The organism is uncultured Meiothermus sp. (assembly GCF_937863175.1).
GTDB lineage: Bacteria > Deinococcota > Deinococci > Deinococcales > Thermaceae > Meiothermus.
This window is the reverse complement of record NZ_CALMCQ010000419.1, coordinates 1-14,762: the sequence shown is the minus strand read 5'-3', so window position 1 is coordinate 14,762 and position 14,762 is coordinate 1. Positions and strand designations below refer to the sequence as shown.

Below are 14,762 nucleotides of genomic sequence, written 5' to 3'. Positions count from 1 at the left end.
GGCTCCTTACTTCAGCTTCTTCTTGTACCTTGCCCCCGAAAAACATATTGAGCCTTCGCAGTTTGGATAATTCTGAACGTTTTCGCAAGTTTCTCGCCATTGGGTTACGACCATGATATTTGGGGGCAGTTCCTCCTGCGGTCGGGTTTGGACAAAACCGGGTCGAAAACCGTCTGCGACCCGCAACCCGGTTCGTTAACCGCCGTTACAACCGCCACAACCGCTCACGCAGCCCAAGCAACCCTGACCAAGCTGTAGAGGAGCGTCCACACAACGAATCCCAGGAGCACCGCCGCGCCCGCTGTGGTCACGATGCGGACTCCCCGGCTTTGCCGGGTTTGCCAGGACGGGTGGTGCTCGGGCACGTGCCACCCGGCGCACGATTGCAGGACGAAGGCCAACCCCAAGGAGAGCAGCATGGTGGGCAGACTGCTCCCGATGTACCCCGCCCACTGTTCTGGCGGGTGGAAGAACAACAGACCCCCTAGAGTCCAGGTGGTCGAAACGGCCAGCCACAGCCCGACCCCGACCCGTGATAGGCTCCAAGCGCCGCTGGTGAGTGCCCCTGCCTTGTCGTCCGGTAGCCGCAGCACCAGGCCGACCAAGCGCCCCACGCAGTTAAGGAGGATCGCAATCAGCAGCAGTGCGAACGGACCGATGATCGCTGCCGTCACGGGCCAGGGCGGTATGTCAAGGCCCGAGCGCGTGGCCCCTGCGGCGAACAGCCAAAGCAGTGCGGGGGCCGCCCCGACCGGAAGCCACTGGCGGTAGCCGGACGGCAAGCGCCAGGCCAGGAATCGGTCGTAGAACTGCACGACCCCCTGAAGCAGTAGGGTTCTGGTGGGTATGCCCAGGTACGCCGCCTGCTGCGCGGGCAGCCCCAGCAGGAGTCGCAGCGCGAACACCAACTTGCTCACCTTGCCCGGAATGGCCTCCAGGTTTGCGCGGTGTTCCCTCCTGTAGCGCTCCTGGTCACGGGCGGGCAGCCGCCCGGAGCACCAGGATACGATCCTCGCGGCCAGCCAGGGCGCGGTCTCGGATAGCTCGTTTGCCGCCAGGCTGAGGGCAAGGGCACCCAGCAGGGCCAAGAACTCAGCCATGCAGCACCCCCGGCGCTCCGACCACCATGCCCTCGCGCGTCAGCGCCCTGCGGGCCTCGCGCAGGCCCAGGGCGGTGAGCTTGTAGTAGCGCCGGGCGCGTCGCCCGAGGAGTTTTTCGTCAATGTCTTCCCATCCGCCCTCGAGCCAACCCGCTTTCTCGAGGCGGGTCAAAATCGGATAAAGGGTGCCCGCCTGCACCCCGGTCTCACGGGTGAGCTCCAAACCGTACCTCTGGGCCGACGGTTCGGCCAGCATGGCCCGCACGACGCGGAGGGATGCGAGGCTCATACGCATATCTAAACTCTATAATGGGGTGGGGTATGAGTCAAGGACTCATAGCGAATTGGTCAAGCAACGACACCCACGGACTCCTAGGTTGGAACGAAAAACCAAGTTCCTGCTCTAATTAATGCGTGATATATTTCACGATAAATAGGTTCGATAAATATTTATCCCCTACTGACATATTTGGGGCTATCTTCCGCCCCTTTTTGTTCGTCTTCTTGTCGAGCACTAACCGCAGCAAAAACACCCATCGGGCCATATGTCCTATACCCACCCCACCTGGGGTGGGTATATTGTTACTACTGGAGGCAGTCATGGATGCGAATCTTGCTCGCTCAAGCCACGAGGGAACCGAGGGTCTCCTCGTGCTGCCGCTCACCCACGTGGAGGGTTCAGAAGGGCCTCGAGCCCTTTCAGAGGGCCTCCGGCGGCTGCCCGGAGTCCTTGAGGTTCACGTCAACGGTGCGCGAAAAGAAGTCCACCTCAGGTATACACGCGGGGCCGTCACCCCGTCGGAACTGGCGAAGGCCGCCGAGCGGCTGGGATACCCGGTGGGCCGCGCCGCACTGCGCGCCCGAATCGAAGGCATGCACTGTGCAAGCTGCGTGGGCCGGATCGAGGAGGCCCTGCGGGCCGTGCCGGGGGTGCTGGAGGCGAGTGTCAACCCCGCCACCAAGGTTGCCAGCGTGGCCTACGTTCCCGGCACGGCGGACTTCGCCGCCATCCGGGCGGCGGTGGAGTCCACCGGGTACCAGACCGCCCACCCCCTCGAGCAGCCCCCCGCCCCCGACCAGGAAACCGCCGCCCACCAGAGGGAGTACAAGACCCTGATGGCCAAGTTCTGGTTCGCCGCCGCCGTCTCGCTCCCGACCCTGCTGGTGGCCTACCCCAACGTGCCGTTCCTCTACGCCCCCTACCTCTTCGCCAACCCGGTGGCCGAGGGGGTGGTGTGGTGGCTGTGGGCGCTCTCGGGGGTAGTCACCCTGCCGGTGATGTTCTACTCCGGGGGGCAGTTCTTCGCCGGGGCCTGGGCCGCCCTGCGCCACCGCAGCGCCGACATGAACACCCTGATCGCGCTGGGCACCAGCGCGGCCTGGGTCTACTCCACCGTGGCCCTGATCTTCCCCCGGCTCTTCCCCCAGGGCACCGCCGAGCCCTTCTACGACGTGACCGCCGTGGTCACCGCGCTGGTGGTGCTGGGGCAGGCCCTGGAGGTGCGGGCCAAGGGGCAGGCCAGCCAGGCCATCAAGAAGCTGATCGGCCTCCAGGCCAAGACCGCGCGGGTGTTGCGCCAGGGGGGTGAGCTCGAGATCCCGGTGGAGGAGGTCGAGGCGGGCGACACGGTGGTGGTGCGCCCCGGCGAGAAGATCCCGGTGGACGGGGTGCTGATTGAGGGTCGGTCGGCGGTTGACGAGAGCATGGTCACCGGCGAGAGCCTCCCGGTGGACAAGAGCCCCGGCGACGAGGTGATCGGGGCCACGGTTAACACCACCGGGGCCTTCAAGTTCAGGGCCACCAAGGTCGGCAAGGACACCGCCCTGGCCCAGATCGTGAAAATGGTGCAGGACGCGATGGGCTCCAAGGCCCCCATCGCCCGCATGGTGGACGTGGTCAGCAGCGTCTTCGTCCCGGTGGTGATGATCCTCTCGATCCTGACCTTCCTGGCCTGGTTCAACTTCGGCCCCAGCCCGGCCCTGGCCTTCGCGGTGGTGACGGCGGTGACGGTGCTGATCATCGCCTGCCCCTGCGCGGTGGGGATGGCGGTGCCGATGAGCCTGGTGGCGGGACTGGGCAAGGCCGCCGAGAACGGGGTGCTGATCCGCAACGGCCAGGCCCTGCAATACGCGGCCCAGCTCAAGACCGTCGTGCTGGACAAGACCGGCACCATCACCAAGGGCAAGCCCGAACTCACCGACGCGGTTCCCGCGCCCGGCTTCGACGAGCCGACCCTGGTGCGCCTGGCCGCCAGCGCCGACCGCCCCTCCGAGCACCCGCTGGCCCAGGCCATCGTCAAGGGGGCGCAGGCCAGGGGCCTGGAGCCCGCCGAGCCCAGCGCTTTCAGCGCCGTCCCCGGTCACGGGGTGGAGGCCACCGTGGCGGGCAGGCGGGTGCTGGTGGGCAACCGCAAGCTGATGGAGCGCGAGGGCATCGAGACCTACGGCCTGCAAGGCGCGGTGGAGCGCCTCCAGGGCGAGGGCAAGACCGCCATGTACGTGGCGGCGGACGGCCAGGCGGCGGGGGTGGTGGCCGTGGCCGACACCCTCAAGGAGGACTCCCTCGAGGCCATCCGGGCCTTGCAGAAGATGGGCCTGGAGGTGGTGATGCTGACCGGCGACAACCAGCGCACCGCCCGCTCCATCGCCCGCCAGGTGGGCATTGAGACGGTGCTGGCCGAAGTGCTGCCGGAGGACAAGGCCAACCAGGTGCACGCGCTCAAGGCGCAGATGGGCAAGGGCCAGAAGGTGGGGATGGTGGGCGACGGCATCAACGACGCGCCCGCCCTGGTCGAGGCCGACGTGGGCTTCGCCATCGGCACCGGCACCGACGTGGCCATCGAGGCCGCCGCCGTGACCCTGATGTCGGGCAGCCTCAGGGGGGTGGCCTTCGCCATCGAGGTCTCCAAGGCCACCATGAGCAACGCCCGGCAGAGCCTCTTCGGGGCCTTCGTCTACAACGTGCTGGGCATACCGGTGGCCGCCGGGGTGCTGTTCCCCTTCTTCGGCCTGCTGCTCTCCCCCATCCTGGCCGGGGCCGCGATGGCCATCTCGAGCGTGACCGTGGTGGCCAACGCCAACCGGCTGCGCTTCTTCAAGGCCCGCAGCTTTACACGGGCTTCATAGGAGGATGCTATGACGTTATTGGTAAACCTGATCGGGCTGGCCCTGATCGCGCTGATCGTTTGGTACTTCTTCCTCTACCGCAAGGAGGGCGTGCAGGTGACGGAGGCGGGCGGCGTGCAGGAGATCAACATCACCGTCAAGGGCGGCTACGACCCCGACACCGTCGTGGTGAAGAGGGGCAAACCGGTGCGGCTGCACTTCACCCGCCTGGAGTCGGCGCTGTGCAGTGAGGTGGTGGTCTTCGACAAGCTCGGGCAGTCGGCCCGGCTGCCCGAGGGCCAGAGCGTGGCCCTCGAGTTCACCCCCGCCGAAGCGGGCGAAATCCCCTTCCAGTGCCAGATGGGGATGCTGCGCGGCAAGGTGGTGGTGACCTGAACGCCGGGGACACCGGGAGAAAGGAGCTGCTATGATCCGGCACAACGAACCCCTCGAGCACCTACAGCAAGACCGCAAGCCCTTCGACCCGGAGGCCGTGCGCAGGGGCAGCACCGCCCGGCTGGCGGTGCGGGGCGTCGGCTGCGCCAACTGCGAGGCCCGCGTCCATAACGCGCTGCTGGCCCTGGACGCGGTGAGCCTGGTGAAGGTGTTTCGCTGGGAGCAGACCGTCCTGGTGGCCTACGACGCCGCCCGGCTCACCCCGCCGCAACTGGCGGCGGCGGTGCGCAGCTCCGCCCCGTCGCACTGCTACGAGGCCGAGGTGACCGGGGTGCGTCCCGCCGAAGAAACCTTGGAAATTGACGGGGACTCGGTGCGGTGGCACTGGCCCAACCCCGCGCCCCTCGAGCCGCAGGCCCCCTGGGGTTAAGGAGGATGCCATGCCACAAGGGCCACGCGAACAAATTTTGAGCCGACTCGCCACCACCCAGGGCCACCTGGCGGCGATCCAGCGGATGGTGGGCCGGGAGGCCGCGCCGCTGGAGACCCTCCGCCAGGTGCGGGCCGTGCGCAGCGCCCTGCTGGGCGTGGAAGAATTGCTGGTGCGCCAGGCCCTCTCGCGCTGCCTGGCCGAGCGCCCGCGAGCGCCCCAGGAGCTGCTGGAGGAGGTCGGCGCGGTGCTGAATCTGCGGGAATCGGCGCGGGCGCGAGCCCTGGGGGGAGGTGAATGATGTCGGCGGAACTGAGCCACGACCAACCGGGGCGCGAGGAACAATTGCATCGCCAGCGGCGGGCGGTGCTCCAGGCGGGCATTGGGGTGGCAGTCGGGGTGACCGCCCTCTCGACCTTGTACGTGAGCGTAGGGCTGATCCCCAGACGGGTCGTCACCCCGAAGAACGAACCGGTCAAGGCCGGGGATCTGCTCACCTCGGCGGAACGCACGGGGCCGGGAGTCCCCCTCACCCCCGACGACCTGTCCGTCGGCGGGCCGCCGATGTTGGCCTACCCGATGCACCCCGAGACCGGCGTGGTCAAGAGCGAGGCCACCGCCAACTACCTCAAGCTGGCCCGGTTCCGACCCGAGGAACTCGCCGAGGAGACCCGCCGGTACGCGGCGGAAGGGGTGGTGGCCTACTCGGCGGTCTGCACCCACCTGGGCTGCACGGTGAGCCAGTGGGAGGCCGCCGCCCAGGTCATGCGCTGCCCCTGCCACGGCGGTCTGTACGACCCCAGGGATGCCGCCCGCGTGGTGGGTGGGCCGCCGCCCAGACCGCTGCCGCAGTTGCCGCTGCGCCTGGCGGGTGGGCGGCTGGTGGTGGCGGGCGATTTCACCGGGAAGGTCGGCCCCGGATGAGGGGGGGTGGGCCGTGTCAGCCCAGCTAGCCCTCCCGCCCCTGGAAATCCGGGCCTTCGGCAGGGCGGAGGTAAGGGCGGGCGGGGTGCCGGTGCGCTGGCGCTCGCGCTCGGTCAGGGATCTGCTATTCTTCCTGCTCGCCCACCCCGAGGGCCGCCCCCGCGAGGTTGTTCTCGCCACGCTGTGGCACCTCGAGCCGTCCGCGTCCAGTCTCGCCCGGCTGCGTCTGGTCTTGCACCGCCTGCGGGCTGTTCTGGGCGGGCCGCAGGCGGTGGTGCTGGACCTTGAGCGGGAGCAGCTAAGCCTCAGCCGGGCGGTGCTAGAGTCCTCGGACGTGTTCGCCTTCCACACCGCCCTTGGCGAGACCCGCCGGGCCGAGGCGGGGCCGACTCGAGCGGCCCACTACCGCCGGGCGCTCGGGCTGTACGCGGAGTTCATGGCGGGCGAGCAGGCCGAGTGGGTGTGCGAGGCCCGCCAGGTCTACCAGCAGCTCTACGTGCAGGCCGCCGTCGGTCTGGCCCTCGAGCTGTGCCGGGCCGAGCCGGAGGGGTCGTGTGACCAGATGGCGCAGGCCCTGATGCAGGCCCTGCGCCAAGACCCCTACCTGGGGGAGGACTACCACCAGTGGCTGATGCGCTGTCTGGCCCAGAGTGAGGGCGTGTACGCGGCCATAGAGCACTACCGACGCCTCATTCACTTCCTGCAAGCGCACCTGGGTGACCGCCCGCTGGAGGAGACCCGCGACCTGGCGGAGCGGATTCGCGGCGGCGAAGCGGTGCTGTGCCGGCCCCCGGAGCAACGCCCCCATGGCATCGACTGCCCCCTGACCCTGAGCGGGGCTTGCCAACTTTGGCCGGAGGGCGGCGAGAGAGACGTTAGCTGACCGCTTTGAGACCTCGGCTGCGGCCACCTTGGGGACTTGGGTCGCCAAGGGGTGATTGGAAACGCTGTGGAAACGGCCACCCGCTACTGTGCCCCAAGACAGGGAGGGCGATGGACGGAAAAACCAAAGACCAGATTCTGCTTCGGTTGGATGGTGTACAGGGTCACCTGGCGGCAGTGAGGCGGATGGTGGAGAAGGAAGCCTCCCACGAGGAGCTAAACATCCAACTGCGGGCGCTGCACGGGAGTCTGCGGCAGATCGATAGGGCGGTCATCCGCGACGGCCTGAACGCCTACCTCGAGCAAGCCCCAATGGCCGATCCGGGCCGGACTGCGGATCAGATCATGCAGTTGCTCAGCCTGCGCCCGCTCGAGGGCGGGCAGCCCGGCCCGGAGGCCGTCGAAGACAGCGGAGGTGATTAAAGTGACTGAGGATCAGACCAAACCCACCAGCAAGACCGTGGTCTTCACCCTGCCCCAGGGCATCGAAGCCCAGAGCGCCAGCGTGGTGGGGGACTTCAACGGCTGGAACCCCCAGACCCACCCGATGCGCCCGAACGCCGAAGGACTGTGGCAGGCCAGCGCCGAAATCGAGGCGGGGCGGGAGTACCAGTTCCGCTACCTGGTCAACGGCCAGGATTGGCACAACGACCCGAGGTGTGACTGCTGCGCCAACCCTTACGGTGGTGAGAACAGCCTGCTGCGCACCTGAGCGGCCTGCACCCCAGGGGTGCAGGCCGCCGCCGTCCCGTGCGCTTTAGCCTCTGAGCCTTTGCTTCGGCTCCGTGAAGGTCTCGCGGTCGATGCCGCCTTTGGCGTAGCGCTCCTCGGCGAGCCCCGGCACCTCGTCGTGGTCGCGATACGGGCGAACCCAGTCGCCGGGGCGGGTCTCGCGCAGCAGCCACACGATGGCCACCGCCAGGAGTACCCAGAACAGAACCATCACCAGCCATCCGAAGCCCATCATCCTGACCTCCTTCCACCCTTATGCTGGCTCGGTTATAGCCCCGACCCATTAAGCTCATGTAAAGGGGCTGCGGTTCCAGGCGGCAAGGTTCAGCGGGGCTTTACAAGAACTTAACAGCCCTCCCGTACCCTCACTTCTACTTCAAACCCCGCCGTTACCAAGCGAAGACACTCCGGCCAAGCGCCGACACCGATTGGGACAAATTGCCCTTACCCACCCCAGGTGGGGTGGGATAACTTAAGTCTACAGAGAGGATTCCTTGGTGCCGGGGGCTGGCCCCGTCCGAAGCCCAGCAGGAGGTGGAGGGTATGCGAACAAAGGCACTGGTGTGGCTGGTCATTGCTCTGATAGCGGGCGGCGGGCTGGCCGACTCGCCCGACGAGTCCAAGATGACGGGCGCGGAGCTGGCCCGGTCGGCGGTCGGGCTGGTGCAGGCCGAGCCGCCCAACCTCGAGATGGCCCAGGATCGCCTCAAGGATGCCCTGGAAAAAGCGGCAGGGCTGGACGTGAACGCGCTGAAACTGGCCCAACAGGCCCTCCGGGCGGGCGTGCCCCAGGCCGTACCCCCCTTGGTCGCCAAGGCCGTGGGCGACGACCCCGCACAGGCCGTCGGCGGTAAGCCGGTGGAGGTCAACCTCGGCATCGGCCTGTACGCGGCCTTTGCCATCGGCTTGCTGCTGGTCTTCCTGGGAGCCTTCGCGCTGGGGCGCAGCGCCGACCGCCACCCCCGCAGCCCGGAGGGGGCCTAGCCGTGGCCGCCCCGCATCCGCAGACGGCCCCGTCCGGCGGGTTCTGGCGGGCGGTGGACGAGCGGCTGGGCATCTCGGCCCTCCGCTACGAGGTGCCCGAGCACGCCCAAGGCCTCGCCTACTCCCTCGGCGGGGTCAGCCTGGTGGGGTTCGCGGTGCTGGTGCTGAGCGGCATCTGGCTGGCCCAGTTCTACGACCCCATGCCCCAGCACGTGCGGGCCTCGATGGACTCGATCCTGCGCGAGGCACCGGGGGGCTTTTTCCTGCGCAACCTGCACTACTGGGCCGCCAACGTGGTGATGGTCACGGTGCTGCTGCACCTGCTGCGGGTGCTCTTCACCGGGGGGTTCAAGCGCCCCCGCGAGGGGAACTGGCTGGTGGGGGTGGGGCTCCTGGCCGCTACGGTCGGCCTGGTCTTCACCGGCACCGTGCTCAAGTGGGATCAGGAGGCCCTCGAGGCGCTCCAGCACAACGTGGAGGCCGCCGAACTGCTGGGGGGAATCGGCACCTTCTTCTCCCCCCAGTTCGCCGAGCGGATTCCCCTGCTGACCCGCATCTTCACCGCCCACGTCTCGGTTCTCCCGGCCCTGCTGGCGGTGCTGCTGGCGGTTCACCTCCTGCTGATCAAGCTGCACGGCCTGGCCCCCAGCGCCTTCGCCAGCCGCAGTGCCGCCACCCGCAAGACCGCCGGCGAGCCCACCAGGGCCAACTTCCTCCAGCACCTGGGGGTGGTAGGGGCCTACGGGCTGGTGGGGCTGGGCGGGCTGGTCTTCCTGTCGGCGGCCCTCCCCGCCCAACTCGGCCCGGTGCCGGTGGAGGGGGTCGAGGTGACCAAGCCCTGGTGGCCCTTCCTCCCGCTGTTCGCCCTGGAGAACTGGATCGGACTGCGCGGGCTGGTGTGGGCGGGGGCCGCCCTGTTCCTGGCGCTGGCGCTGGTGCCCCTGCTCGACCGAAGCCCCTACCTGCACCCCTCGCGTCGCGTGGCCTTCCTGGTGATCTACGGCCTGTTGGCCCTGGCCCTGGTAGGGCTGGGGCTTTACGCCAAGTTCGCCCCCGGCGGGGTGCATCTGGGGTGAAGGCGGGTTTGCCTCATAGGAGGTACGTATGACTCACGTGATCAAGGTTTTCTGGCTGTTCTTCTTCGCCACCGTGCTTTCGGGCGGGCTGCTGGGACGGTTCGCCGCCGCCTTCCTCAAGGGCGACGGCAACTGGGGGTTGGCGCTGGCGAGCGTTCTGATGGCCGTCCTGTTCGCGGTCAGCCTGACCCTGCTGGTTCGGGTGCTGCGGGCCGATGCCCTGGCCCGGCGCAGGCCCCAGGGGGGGGATCGCGCATGATTCCAGGCCGTTGGCAGGCTTGGCTGCGGCGACCCCGCAACTGGGTGCTGCTGGGGTTTCTGGCGGTGGCGGGGTACTTGGCGGTGGCGGAGCACCGCGCCCACCTGCCCCTGATCGCCGCCGTGGCCCTGCTGGCGGCCTGCGTTGCGATGAACCGCTACATGCACGTGCACGAACCCGGCGACGAGCCCGCACTAAAGACCCAGGAAGCCCCGGAGGTTAGGGGAGGCCGGCCGTGACCGGCGAACCTCCCGCCTACGGTCTGTGGTGGCTGGTGGCCATCAACGTGGCCATATTCGTCCTCTTCGCCACCAGCTTTTACAAGCCCCGCAGCGCCAGGGACTGGCGCTCCTTCGGGGCTTTCACGGCCTTTGTGGTGGCCCTGTTCACCGAGATGTACGGCTTCCCCCTGACCGTGTACCTGCTCTCGGGCTGGCTCCAGCAGCGCTTCCCCGGTCTGGACTTCTTAACCCACAACAACGGCCACCTCTGGCAGACCCTGCTGGGCTGGAAGGGCGACCCCCACCTGAGCCCCCTGCACATCCTGAGCAACCTGGTGATCGCGGGCGGGTTCGCCCTGCTGTCTTCGGCCTGGCCGGTGTTGTACCAGGCCCAGCGGTCGGGGCGGCTGGCGGTGGGCGGCCCTTACGCCTACGTGCGCCACCCGCAGTACCTGGCGTTCATCCTGATCCTGGTGGGCTTCCTGCTTCAGTGGCCCACCCTGCTCACCCTGCTGATGTTCCCGGTGCTGGTGGTCATGTACGCCCGGCTGGCCCGGCAGGAGGAGCGCGAGGTGCGGGCCAGCCTGGGCCGGGAATACGACGCATACGCCGCCCGAGTCCCAGCCTTCTTCCCCCGGCTGGCCTCGGCACCCGAAGCGGCGGAATCGGAGGAGGTGCGCGAGTGACGCGGGCCGCGCCGATACGGGCGGGCTACCTGGCCGTGAGCGGGCTGGGCTGCCCGGAGTGTGCTGAAGAGGTGCGGCAGGCCCTCCTGCGGGCCGAGGGGGTCGCCGTGGCGGCGGTCTTCGCCGACGAGGGCGTGGCGGCGGTGGGCTATGACCCGATGCTCACCCGGCGGGCCGAGGTCGCCCTGATGGTTCAGGCGGCGGCAATCTCCAAGGGGCGGGGCTACCGGGTGGGCTGGATGGGAAGCCGGAGGCTGCGAGGGGGGCGGGATGGGCGGTTTTGACCACTTGATCGAGGACTACCAGCGGCTGCTGGGACTGCGGTCGGAGGCCGTGGGCCGGGTCGAGCAGGGTCGGGACTATCTGGAGGCCCTCGAGACCGCCCTGTCCGGCCTCGAGCGGCTGTGGGCGGACTTGCTCGCCGACCCCCGGTTCCGCCTGGCCCTGGCCGAGAGCCCCCACACCCCCACGGCCCTGCTGGCCTGGCTGGCCTCTGACTCCGAGCAGGAGGTGCGGCTGGCGGTGGCCCGCAACCCCTCCGCCCCCGCCCCCACCCTGCGCGCCCTGGCGGGCACCTGGGCCGGACGGCTGGCGGTGGCCTGTAACCCCTGCACGCCCGCCGAGGTGTTGCAGGGGCTGGCCGCCGACGGCGACCTGGACATCCGCCTGGCCCTGGCCGCGAACCCCAACACCCCCGCCCCCGTGTTCGCCCGCTTGGCCCACGACCCCGAGCTGGGCGTGCGCAGGAGGGTGGCGCTCAACCCGAGCACCCCGCCCCGCCTACTCTTGGTGCTGGCCCAGCACCAGGAAGGCCCGCTGCACTTGGCGCTGCTGCGCAACCCCAACACCCCCGCCCAGGCCCTAGAGGCTGTCGCCCGCAGCGACCCCTCGCTGGCGGAGCGTGCCCGCCGCCACCCCAACCTGGCCCCCCCGAGGCCGCCTGCCCAAGCCGACCGTCCGGCCATGCCCGAGGTCATGAGCCTGAGCCTCGAGGGTCGCACCAACCTGGGCCGCCGGGAGCGCGGCAAACCCAGCCGGGCCAGCTAGCCACAAACGATGAAGGGCAACGACACGAAGGAGATCCCCGTGAAAACTCACCCCGCTTCCGCCCCACCCCTACTGCCCCTGCCAGCCTCCTGGTCGGCACTGGCGTTGCTCGGCATGCTGTGGGGCCAGGGCCTAGCCGCCACCCTATACGTGGAGAACAGCGTCGGCCAGAGCGTGCTGGCCCTGGATGCCGACAGCGGGCGGGTGCTCGCCACCATCGCCCTGCTCAGCGCACCCAGGGGGCTGGCTTTGTGCCCCGAGCAGAACCGGCTCTATGTGGCCGGGGGAGACGCGGGTACGGTCAGCGTGGTCGAGACCGTCGGCAACAAGGTCTCGCGCACGGTCAAAGTGGGTAGCGCCGCCTGGGGGCTGGCCCTGAGTCCCGACTGCGCCCGGTTGTACACGACGGGGGCCGGGAACGGCAGGCTGGCCGTGATCAACACCGCCGACTACAGCGTCCGGGCGGTGGAGGTGGGTCACGACCCGCAGAACGTGGCCCTCGACCCCCAAGGGCGCTGGCTGCTGAGCCTGAACTTTGGCCGACCCAGCAGCCTCAGCCTGCTCGACCCCCTGACGCTGGCTCGAGAGCGCACCCTGAGCGTCGCCGACGGCCCCCACAGTTGGGCGCTCTCTCCCGACGGGAAGTGGCTGGCGCTGGGGGCTGTGGACTCCCGAAAGGTGCAACTCATCGACACCCAGAGCCTCCAGGTGGTCTCGAGCTACCACTCAAGTTACGCAAGGCCGAGGAAAGGCGATAAGATGGGGGTCTTCTGGTGCAACAGGAGACCCCTGGATGAGTATAAACCCGTTGGCGACGTACTTGGAAGCGGTGCTGGTGGCGGCGGATAACCAGAGCTGCAGCGGCTTGGCGGATGGCCAAGGTTCTGAATCGGTCTCACACGACTGGTTCCAGCGAACGCTCAAGGACAGTGAGGTGTGTTCGTTGTACGCGGGCTTGGTAAACAAGTTGGGTTTGGAGGGCGGCTACGTGCTCCTGGATGACACCATCCTGGAGAAGCACACCCTCGGCTTGGAAGGCGTCTGCAAACTGCTGGACACCAAGACCGGCGGGTTCATCCTGGGGCTGAGCGTGGTGCTGCTGTGCTGGAGCGACGGGAGGAGAACCGTCCCGCTGGCCTTTCTGCCCTACGAGAGGGGCAGGAGTAAGCACGACTTGGCGGTCGAGCTGTTGGAACGGGCCAAGTCGTGGGGCCTGACCCCCAGGTACGCCCTGTTCGACGCCTGGTACGCCAGCCAGAAGGTCTTGAAGGCGGTGACCCGCCTGGGCTGGCACTTCGTCACCCGCCTGAGGAGGAACCGCTACCTGGACGGGAGGAAGCTCAGAACCCGGCATCGCCACCCCAACTGGCACGCCGTCGGCAAGCTCAAGGGCGGGGTCGAGGTCAAGGTCTTCCGCCGGGGCAGCAAGTTCTACGCCGCCAGCGACGCCGCGCTGGAGTGGAAGGCGGCCAAGAGGCTCTACAAGATCCGATCCGGGATCGAGGAGGTCTTCCGCGCCCTCAAGCAGGAGTGCGGCTGGCGGGGGGTGCAGCAGCGCAACGTCCGCACCTACACCAACCACCTGACCTTCGGCCTCCTGGCCTACCTCTACCTGCAGAGGCTCGGAAGTCAGAGCCGCTCCGGGGTCTACGTACTCCGTCGCAGACTCATTTCCCGCAAGCTGACCCTCGACCGAACCGACCTTCTTTCCTTCCTGGACGGCGCTGCTTGAGCCTTGCGTAACTTGAGTACCACAGCGAGAAGGCCCCCGAGGGGCTGGCCTTCCGCAAGAACGACGAGCTGTGGGTCTCGGCGCTCAACGCCAACTACGTGGACGTGCTGCACCTGATGCAGCAGGCGGGCAAGCCCATGCTGATGCCGCAGCGCTACACCACCCGCATCTTCACCGGTCAAGGCCCCTTCGGGATCGCCTTCAGCGGCGACGGGCGCTGGGCCTACGTGAGCGCAATGCGCACGGGCCGGGTGGTCAAGATTGATGCCCAAAACCGCCAAGTCGTGGCGCGGTTCGAGGTCGGCGGGGAGCCGCACCGCCTGGTGTGGTCGGAACGGAGGTGAGCGTGTGGCAGAGCTGAAACTCGACTTTGCGGTCAGCGGCCTGGGCTGCGGGGGCGGCGGGGCAGGTGCACTCGAGCGTGCCCTGGCCGGGCTGGGCGGGGTCGCGCGGGTCTATGTCAACCCCCTGACCGAGCGGGCCTACCTCGAGTACGACCCCGCCCTGACCTCCCCGGAGGCCATCCAAAAGGTGGTGGAAGGGTTGGGCTATCGCGCGGGGCCGCCTCAGCCCAAGCCCTGAAGCCGGCGCGGACTGGACGGTCGTCTGGGCATTTCCCGCTCACGCTGGGGCGTGAGCGGGCGCGAAAGGAGCCACATGAACCCTAAAGTCATCCTCAGCGTACTCTGGAAGCGCTGGCTGCTGCGCCGACACGACCGTTGGAGCCGCGAGCGGCTGCTGAACTATCAAGCCCAGGGGTTCTCGGACTTGCGCGACTACGCCCACGCCCACTCCCGTTTCTACCAGCGGTTCCACAAGGGTCTCGAGCAGCGCCCCCTGGGCGAGCTCCCGGTGCTGACCAAGGCCGACCTGATGGAACACTTCGACGAGCTGGTCACCGACCCGGCGATCCGGCTGCACCAGGTGGAGTCGCACCTGGCGGCGCTCAGGGGCGACGAGCGCTACCTGAACCGCTACTGGGTCTGCGCCACCTCGGGCAGCACCGGCAGGCGCGGGATCTTCTTGTACGACCTCGACGAGTGGACGACCGTCCTGGCCTCCTACGCCCGCGTCTACGCCTGGGGCGGGGTGCGGGTGGGCCTGACCAGGCGCAGCAGGGTGGCGGTTGTGAGCACGACTACCCCCTTTCACCAGTCGGCGCGGGTGGGAAGCACGGTGCCGAGTCCG

The 14,762-nt window shown here is 68.4% G+C and carries 23 protein-coding genes; 20 read left to right on the top strand and 3 right to left on the bottom strand.

The window, feature by feature from the left end; genetic code table 11:
- Positions 1-224 precede the first annotated feature (224 nt).
- Both Q0288_RS15920 and Q0288_RS15915 read right to left on the bottom strand, forming a co-directional pair.
- Positions 225-1,100, bottom strand: a complete 876-nt coding sequence (locus Q0288_RS15920) for a hypothetical protein (protein ID WP_299432613.1) — start codon at positions 1,098-1,100, stop codon at positions 225-227.
- Positions 1,093-1,389 carry a helix-turn-helix transcriptional regulator gene (locus tag Q0288_RS15915; protein WP_299432611.1) on the bottom strand — a complete coding sequence of 99 codons (297 nt, stop codon included), beginning with the start codon at positions 1,387-1,389 and terminating at the stop codon, positions 1,093-1,095. The genes Q0288_RS15920 and Q0288_RS15915 overlap by 8 nt, the downstream gene beginning before the upstream one ends.
- A 311-nt stretch (positions 1,390-1,700) precedes the next feature.
- Here Q0288_RS15915 and Q0288_RS15910 point away from each other — a divergent pair, with 311 nt between their 5' ends.
- The 8 genes from Q0288_RS15910 (at position 1,701) to Q0288_RS15875 (ending at position 7,549) form a co-directional block, all read left to right on the top strand.
- The gene (locus Q0288_RS15910) at positions 1,701-4,226 is read left to right on the top strand and encodes a heavy metal translocating P-type ATPase (RefSeq protein ID WP_299432608.1); all 2,526 of its coding nucleotides are present in this window, start codon (positions 1,701-1,703) and stop codon (positions 4,224-4,226) included.
- Positions 4,227-4,235: 9 nt separating this feature from the next.
- A complete protein-coding gene (locus Q0288_RS15905) occupies positions 4,236-4,601 on the top strand; it encodes a cupredoxin domain-containing protein (RefSeq protein ID WP_299432605.1) in 366 nt (121 codons plus the stop codon).
- 31 nt (positions 4,602-4,632) lie between these two features.
- Positions 4,633-5,031, top strand: a complete 399-nt coding sequence (locus Q0288_RS15900) for a heavy-metal-associated domain-containing protein (RefSeq protein ID WP_299432602.1) — start codon at positions 4,633-4,635, stop codon at positions 5,029-5,031.
- A gap of 10 nt (positions 5,032-5,041) precedes the next feature.
- Positions 5,042-5,332 (top strand): metal-sensitive transcriptional regulator, encoded by a 291-nt coding sequence (locus tag Q0288_RS15895; protein ID WP_299432599.1) that lies wholly within the window; start codon positions 5,042-5,044, stop codon positions 5,330-5,332.
- On the top strand, positions 5,329-5,955 hold the full coding sequence (locus Q0288_RS15890) for a Rieske 2Fe-2S domain-containing protein (protein WP_299432596.1): 627 nt from the start codon (positions 5,329-5,331) through the stop codon (positions 5,953-5,955). Before Q0288_RS15895 ends, Q0288_RS15890 begins: the two co-directional genes overlap by 4 nt.
- Positions 5,956-5,968: 13 nt before the next feature.
- Positions 5,969-6,838, top strand: a complete 870-nt coding sequence (locus Q0288_RS15885; RefSeq protein WP_299432593.1) for a bacterial transcriptional activator domain-containing protein — start codon at positions 5,969-5,971, stop codon at positions 6,836-6,838.
- Positions 6,839-6,948: 110 nt separating this feature from the next.
- Positions 6,949-7,260, top strand: a complete 312-nt coding sequence (locus Q0288_RS15880; RefSeq protein WP_299432590.1) for a metal-sensing transcriptional repressor — start codon at positions 6,949-6,951, stop codon at positions 7,258-7,260.
- Positions 7,253-7,549: an isoamylase early set domain-containing protein gene (locus tag Q0288_RS15875; protein ID WP_299432587.1), complete on the top strand. Its 297-nt coding sequence runs from the start codon at positions 7,253-7,255 to the stop codon at positions 7,547-7,549. Before Q0288_RS15880 ends, Q0288_RS15875 begins: the two co-directional genes overlap by 8 nt.
- 45 nt (positions 7,550-7,594) lie before the next feature.
- Here the strand turns inward: Q0288_RS15875 and Q0288_RS15870 are convergent, their stop codons facing one another.
- Positions 7,595-7,804: a hypothetical protein gene (locus Q0288_RS15870; protein ID WP_299432584.1), complete on the bottom strand. Its 210-nt coding sequence runs from the start codon at positions 7,802-7,804 to the stop codon at positions 7,595-7,597.
- 308 nt (positions 7,805-8,112) lie between these two features.
- Between Q0288_RS15870 and Q0288_RS15865 the strand changes: the two genes are divergently transcribed.
- From Q0288_RS15865 to Q0288_RS15810, 12 genes are all read left to right on the top strand, one after another.
- A complete protein-coding gene (locus tag Q0288_RS15865) occupies positions 8,113-8,553 on the top strand; it encodes a hypothetical protein (RefSeq protein WP_299432581.1) in 441 nt (146 codons plus the stop codon).
- A 2-nt stretch (positions 8,554-8,555) separates the two neighbouring features.
- The gene (locus Q0288_RS15860; protein ID WP_299432578.1) at positions 8,556-9,629 is read left to right on the top strand and encodes a cytochrome b N-terminal domain-containing protein; all 1,074 of its coding nucleotides are present in this window, start codon (positions 8,556-8,558) and stop codon (positions 9,627-9,629) included.
- 28 nt (positions 9,630-9,657) lie between these two features.
- A complete protein-coding gene (locus Q0288_RS15855; RefSeq protein WP_299432575.1) occupies positions 9,658-9,888 on the top strand; it encodes a hypothetical protein in 231 nt (76 codons plus the stop codon).
- The gene (locus Q0288_RS15850) at positions 9,885-10,127 is read left to right on the top strand and encodes a DUF2933 domain-containing protein (RefSeq protein WP_299432572.1); all 243 of its coding nucleotides are present in this window, start codon (positions 9,885-9,887) and stop codon (positions 10,125-10,127) included. The genes Q0288_RS15855 and Q0288_RS15850 overlap by 4 nt, the downstream gene beginning before the upstream one ends.
- Entirely contained in the window at positions 10,124-10,795 is a 672-nt protein-coding gene (locus Q0288_RS15845) for an isoprenylcysteine carboxylmethyltransferase family protein (protein ID WP_299432569.1), read from the top strand. The genes Q0288_RS15850 and Q0288_RS15845 overlap by 4 nt, the downstream gene beginning before the upstream one ends.
- Complete coding sequence (locus Q0288_RS15840; RefSeq protein WP_299432566.1) at positions 10,792-11,079, top strand: hypothetical protein; 288 nt, start codon at positions 10,792-10,794, stop codon at positions 11,077-11,079. The genes Q0288_RS15845 and Q0288_RS15840 overlap by 4 nt, the downstream gene beginning before the upstream one ends.
- On the top strand, positions 11,066-11,842 hold the full coding sequence (locus tag Q0288_RS15835; RefSeq protein WP_299432563.1) for a hypothetical protein: 777 nt from the start codon (positions 11,066-11,068) through the stop codon (positions 11,840-11,842). Before Q0288_RS15840 ends, Q0288_RS15835 begins: the two co-directional genes overlap by 14 nt.
- A 39-nt stretch (positions 11,843-11,881) precedes the next feature.
- Positions 11,882-12,691 carry a YncE family protein gene (locus tag Q0288_RS15830; protein WP_299432560.1) on the top strand — a complete coding sequence of 270 codons (810 nt, stop codon included), beginning with the start codon at positions 11,882-11,884 and terminating at the stop codon, positions 12,689-12,691.
- On the top strand, positions 12,636-13,574 hold the full coding sequence (locus Q0288_RS15825; protein ID WP_299432557.1) for a transposase: 939 nt from the start codon (positions 12,636-12,638) through the stop codon (positions 13,572-13,574). Before Q0288_RS15830 ends, Q0288_RS15825 begins: the two co-directional genes overlap by 56 nt.
- A gap of 98 nt (positions 13,575-13,672) precedes the next feature.
- Positions 13,673-13,918, top strand: a complete 246-nt coding sequence (locus Q0288_RS15820; RefSeq protein ID WP_299432555.1) for a hypothetical protein — start codon at positions 13,673-13,675, stop codon at positions 13,916-13,918.
- A gap of 4 nt (positions 13,919-13,922) precedes the next feature.
- Complete coding sequence (locus Q0288_RS15815; RefSeq protein ID WP_299432552.1) at positions 13,923-14,156, top strand: heavy metal-associated domain-containing protein; 234 nt, start codon at positions 13,923-13,925, stop codon at positions 14,154-14,156.
- Positions 14,157-14,231: 75 nt separating this feature from the next.
- On the top strand, positions 14,232-14,762 hold a 531-nt coding region (locus Q0288_RS15810; RefSeq protein WP_299432549.1), incomplete at its 3' end, for a hypothetical protein.

Bases quoted from the DNA above. Each gene is read 5' to 3' on its own strand.
- Q0288_RS15920 (WP_299432613.1), bottom strand. From the start codon at position 1,100: ATGGCTGAGTTCTTGGCCCTGCTGGGTGCCCTTGCCCTCAGCCTGGCG.
- Q0288_RS15915 (WP_299432611.1), bottom strand. From the start codon at position 1,389: ATGAGCCTCGCATCCCTCCGCGTCGTGCGGGCCATGCTGGCCGAACCG.
- Q0288_RS15910 (WP_299432608.1), top strand. From the start codon at position 1,701: ATGGATGCGAATCTTGCTCGCTCAAGCCACGAGGGAACCGAGGGTCTC.
- Q0288_RS15905 (WP_299432605.1), top strand. From the start codon at position 4,236: ATGACGTTATTGGTAAACCTGATCGGGCTGGCCCTGATCGCGCTGATC.
- Q0288_RS15900 (WP_299432602.1), top strand. From the start codon at position 4,633: ATGATCCGGCACAACGAACCCCTCGAGCACCTACAGCAAGACCGCAAG.
- Q0288_RS15895 (WP_299432599.1), top strand. From the start codon at position 5,042: ATGCCACAAGGGCCACGCGAACAAATTTTGAGCCGACTCGCCACCACC.
- Q0288_RS15890 (WP_299432596.1), top strand. From the start codon at position 5,329: ATGATGTCGGCGGAACTGAGCCACGACCAACCGGGGCGCGAGGAACAA.
- Q0288_RS15880 (WP_299432590.1), top strand. From the start codon at position 6,949: ATGGACGGAAAAACCAAAGACCAGATTCTGCTTCGGTTGGATGGTGTA.
- Q0288_RS15870 (WP_299432584.1), bottom strand. From the start codon at position 7,804: ATGATGGGCTTCGGATGGCTGGTGATGGTTCTGTTCTGGGTACTCCTG.
- Q0288_RS15865 (WP_299432581.1), top strand. From the start codon at position 8,113: ATGCGAACAAAGGCACTGGTGTGGCTGGTCATTGCTCTGATAGCGGGC.
- Q0288_RS15855 (WP_299432575.1), top strand. From the start codon at position 9,658: ATGACTCACGTGATCAAGGTTTTCTGGCTGTTCTTCTTCGCCACCGTG.
- Q0288_RS15850 (WP_299432572.1), top strand. From the start codon at position 9,885: ATGATTCCAGGCCGTTGGCAGGCTTGGCTGCGGCGACCCCGCAACTGG.
- Q0288_RS15835 (WP_299432563.1), top strand. From the start codon at position 11,066: ATGGGCGGTTTTGACCACTTGATCGAGGACTACCAGCGGCTGCTGGGA.
- Q0288_RS15825 (WP_299432557.1), top strand. From the start codon at position 12,636: ATGAGTATAAACCCGTTGGCGACGTACTTGGAAGCGGTGCTGGTGGCG.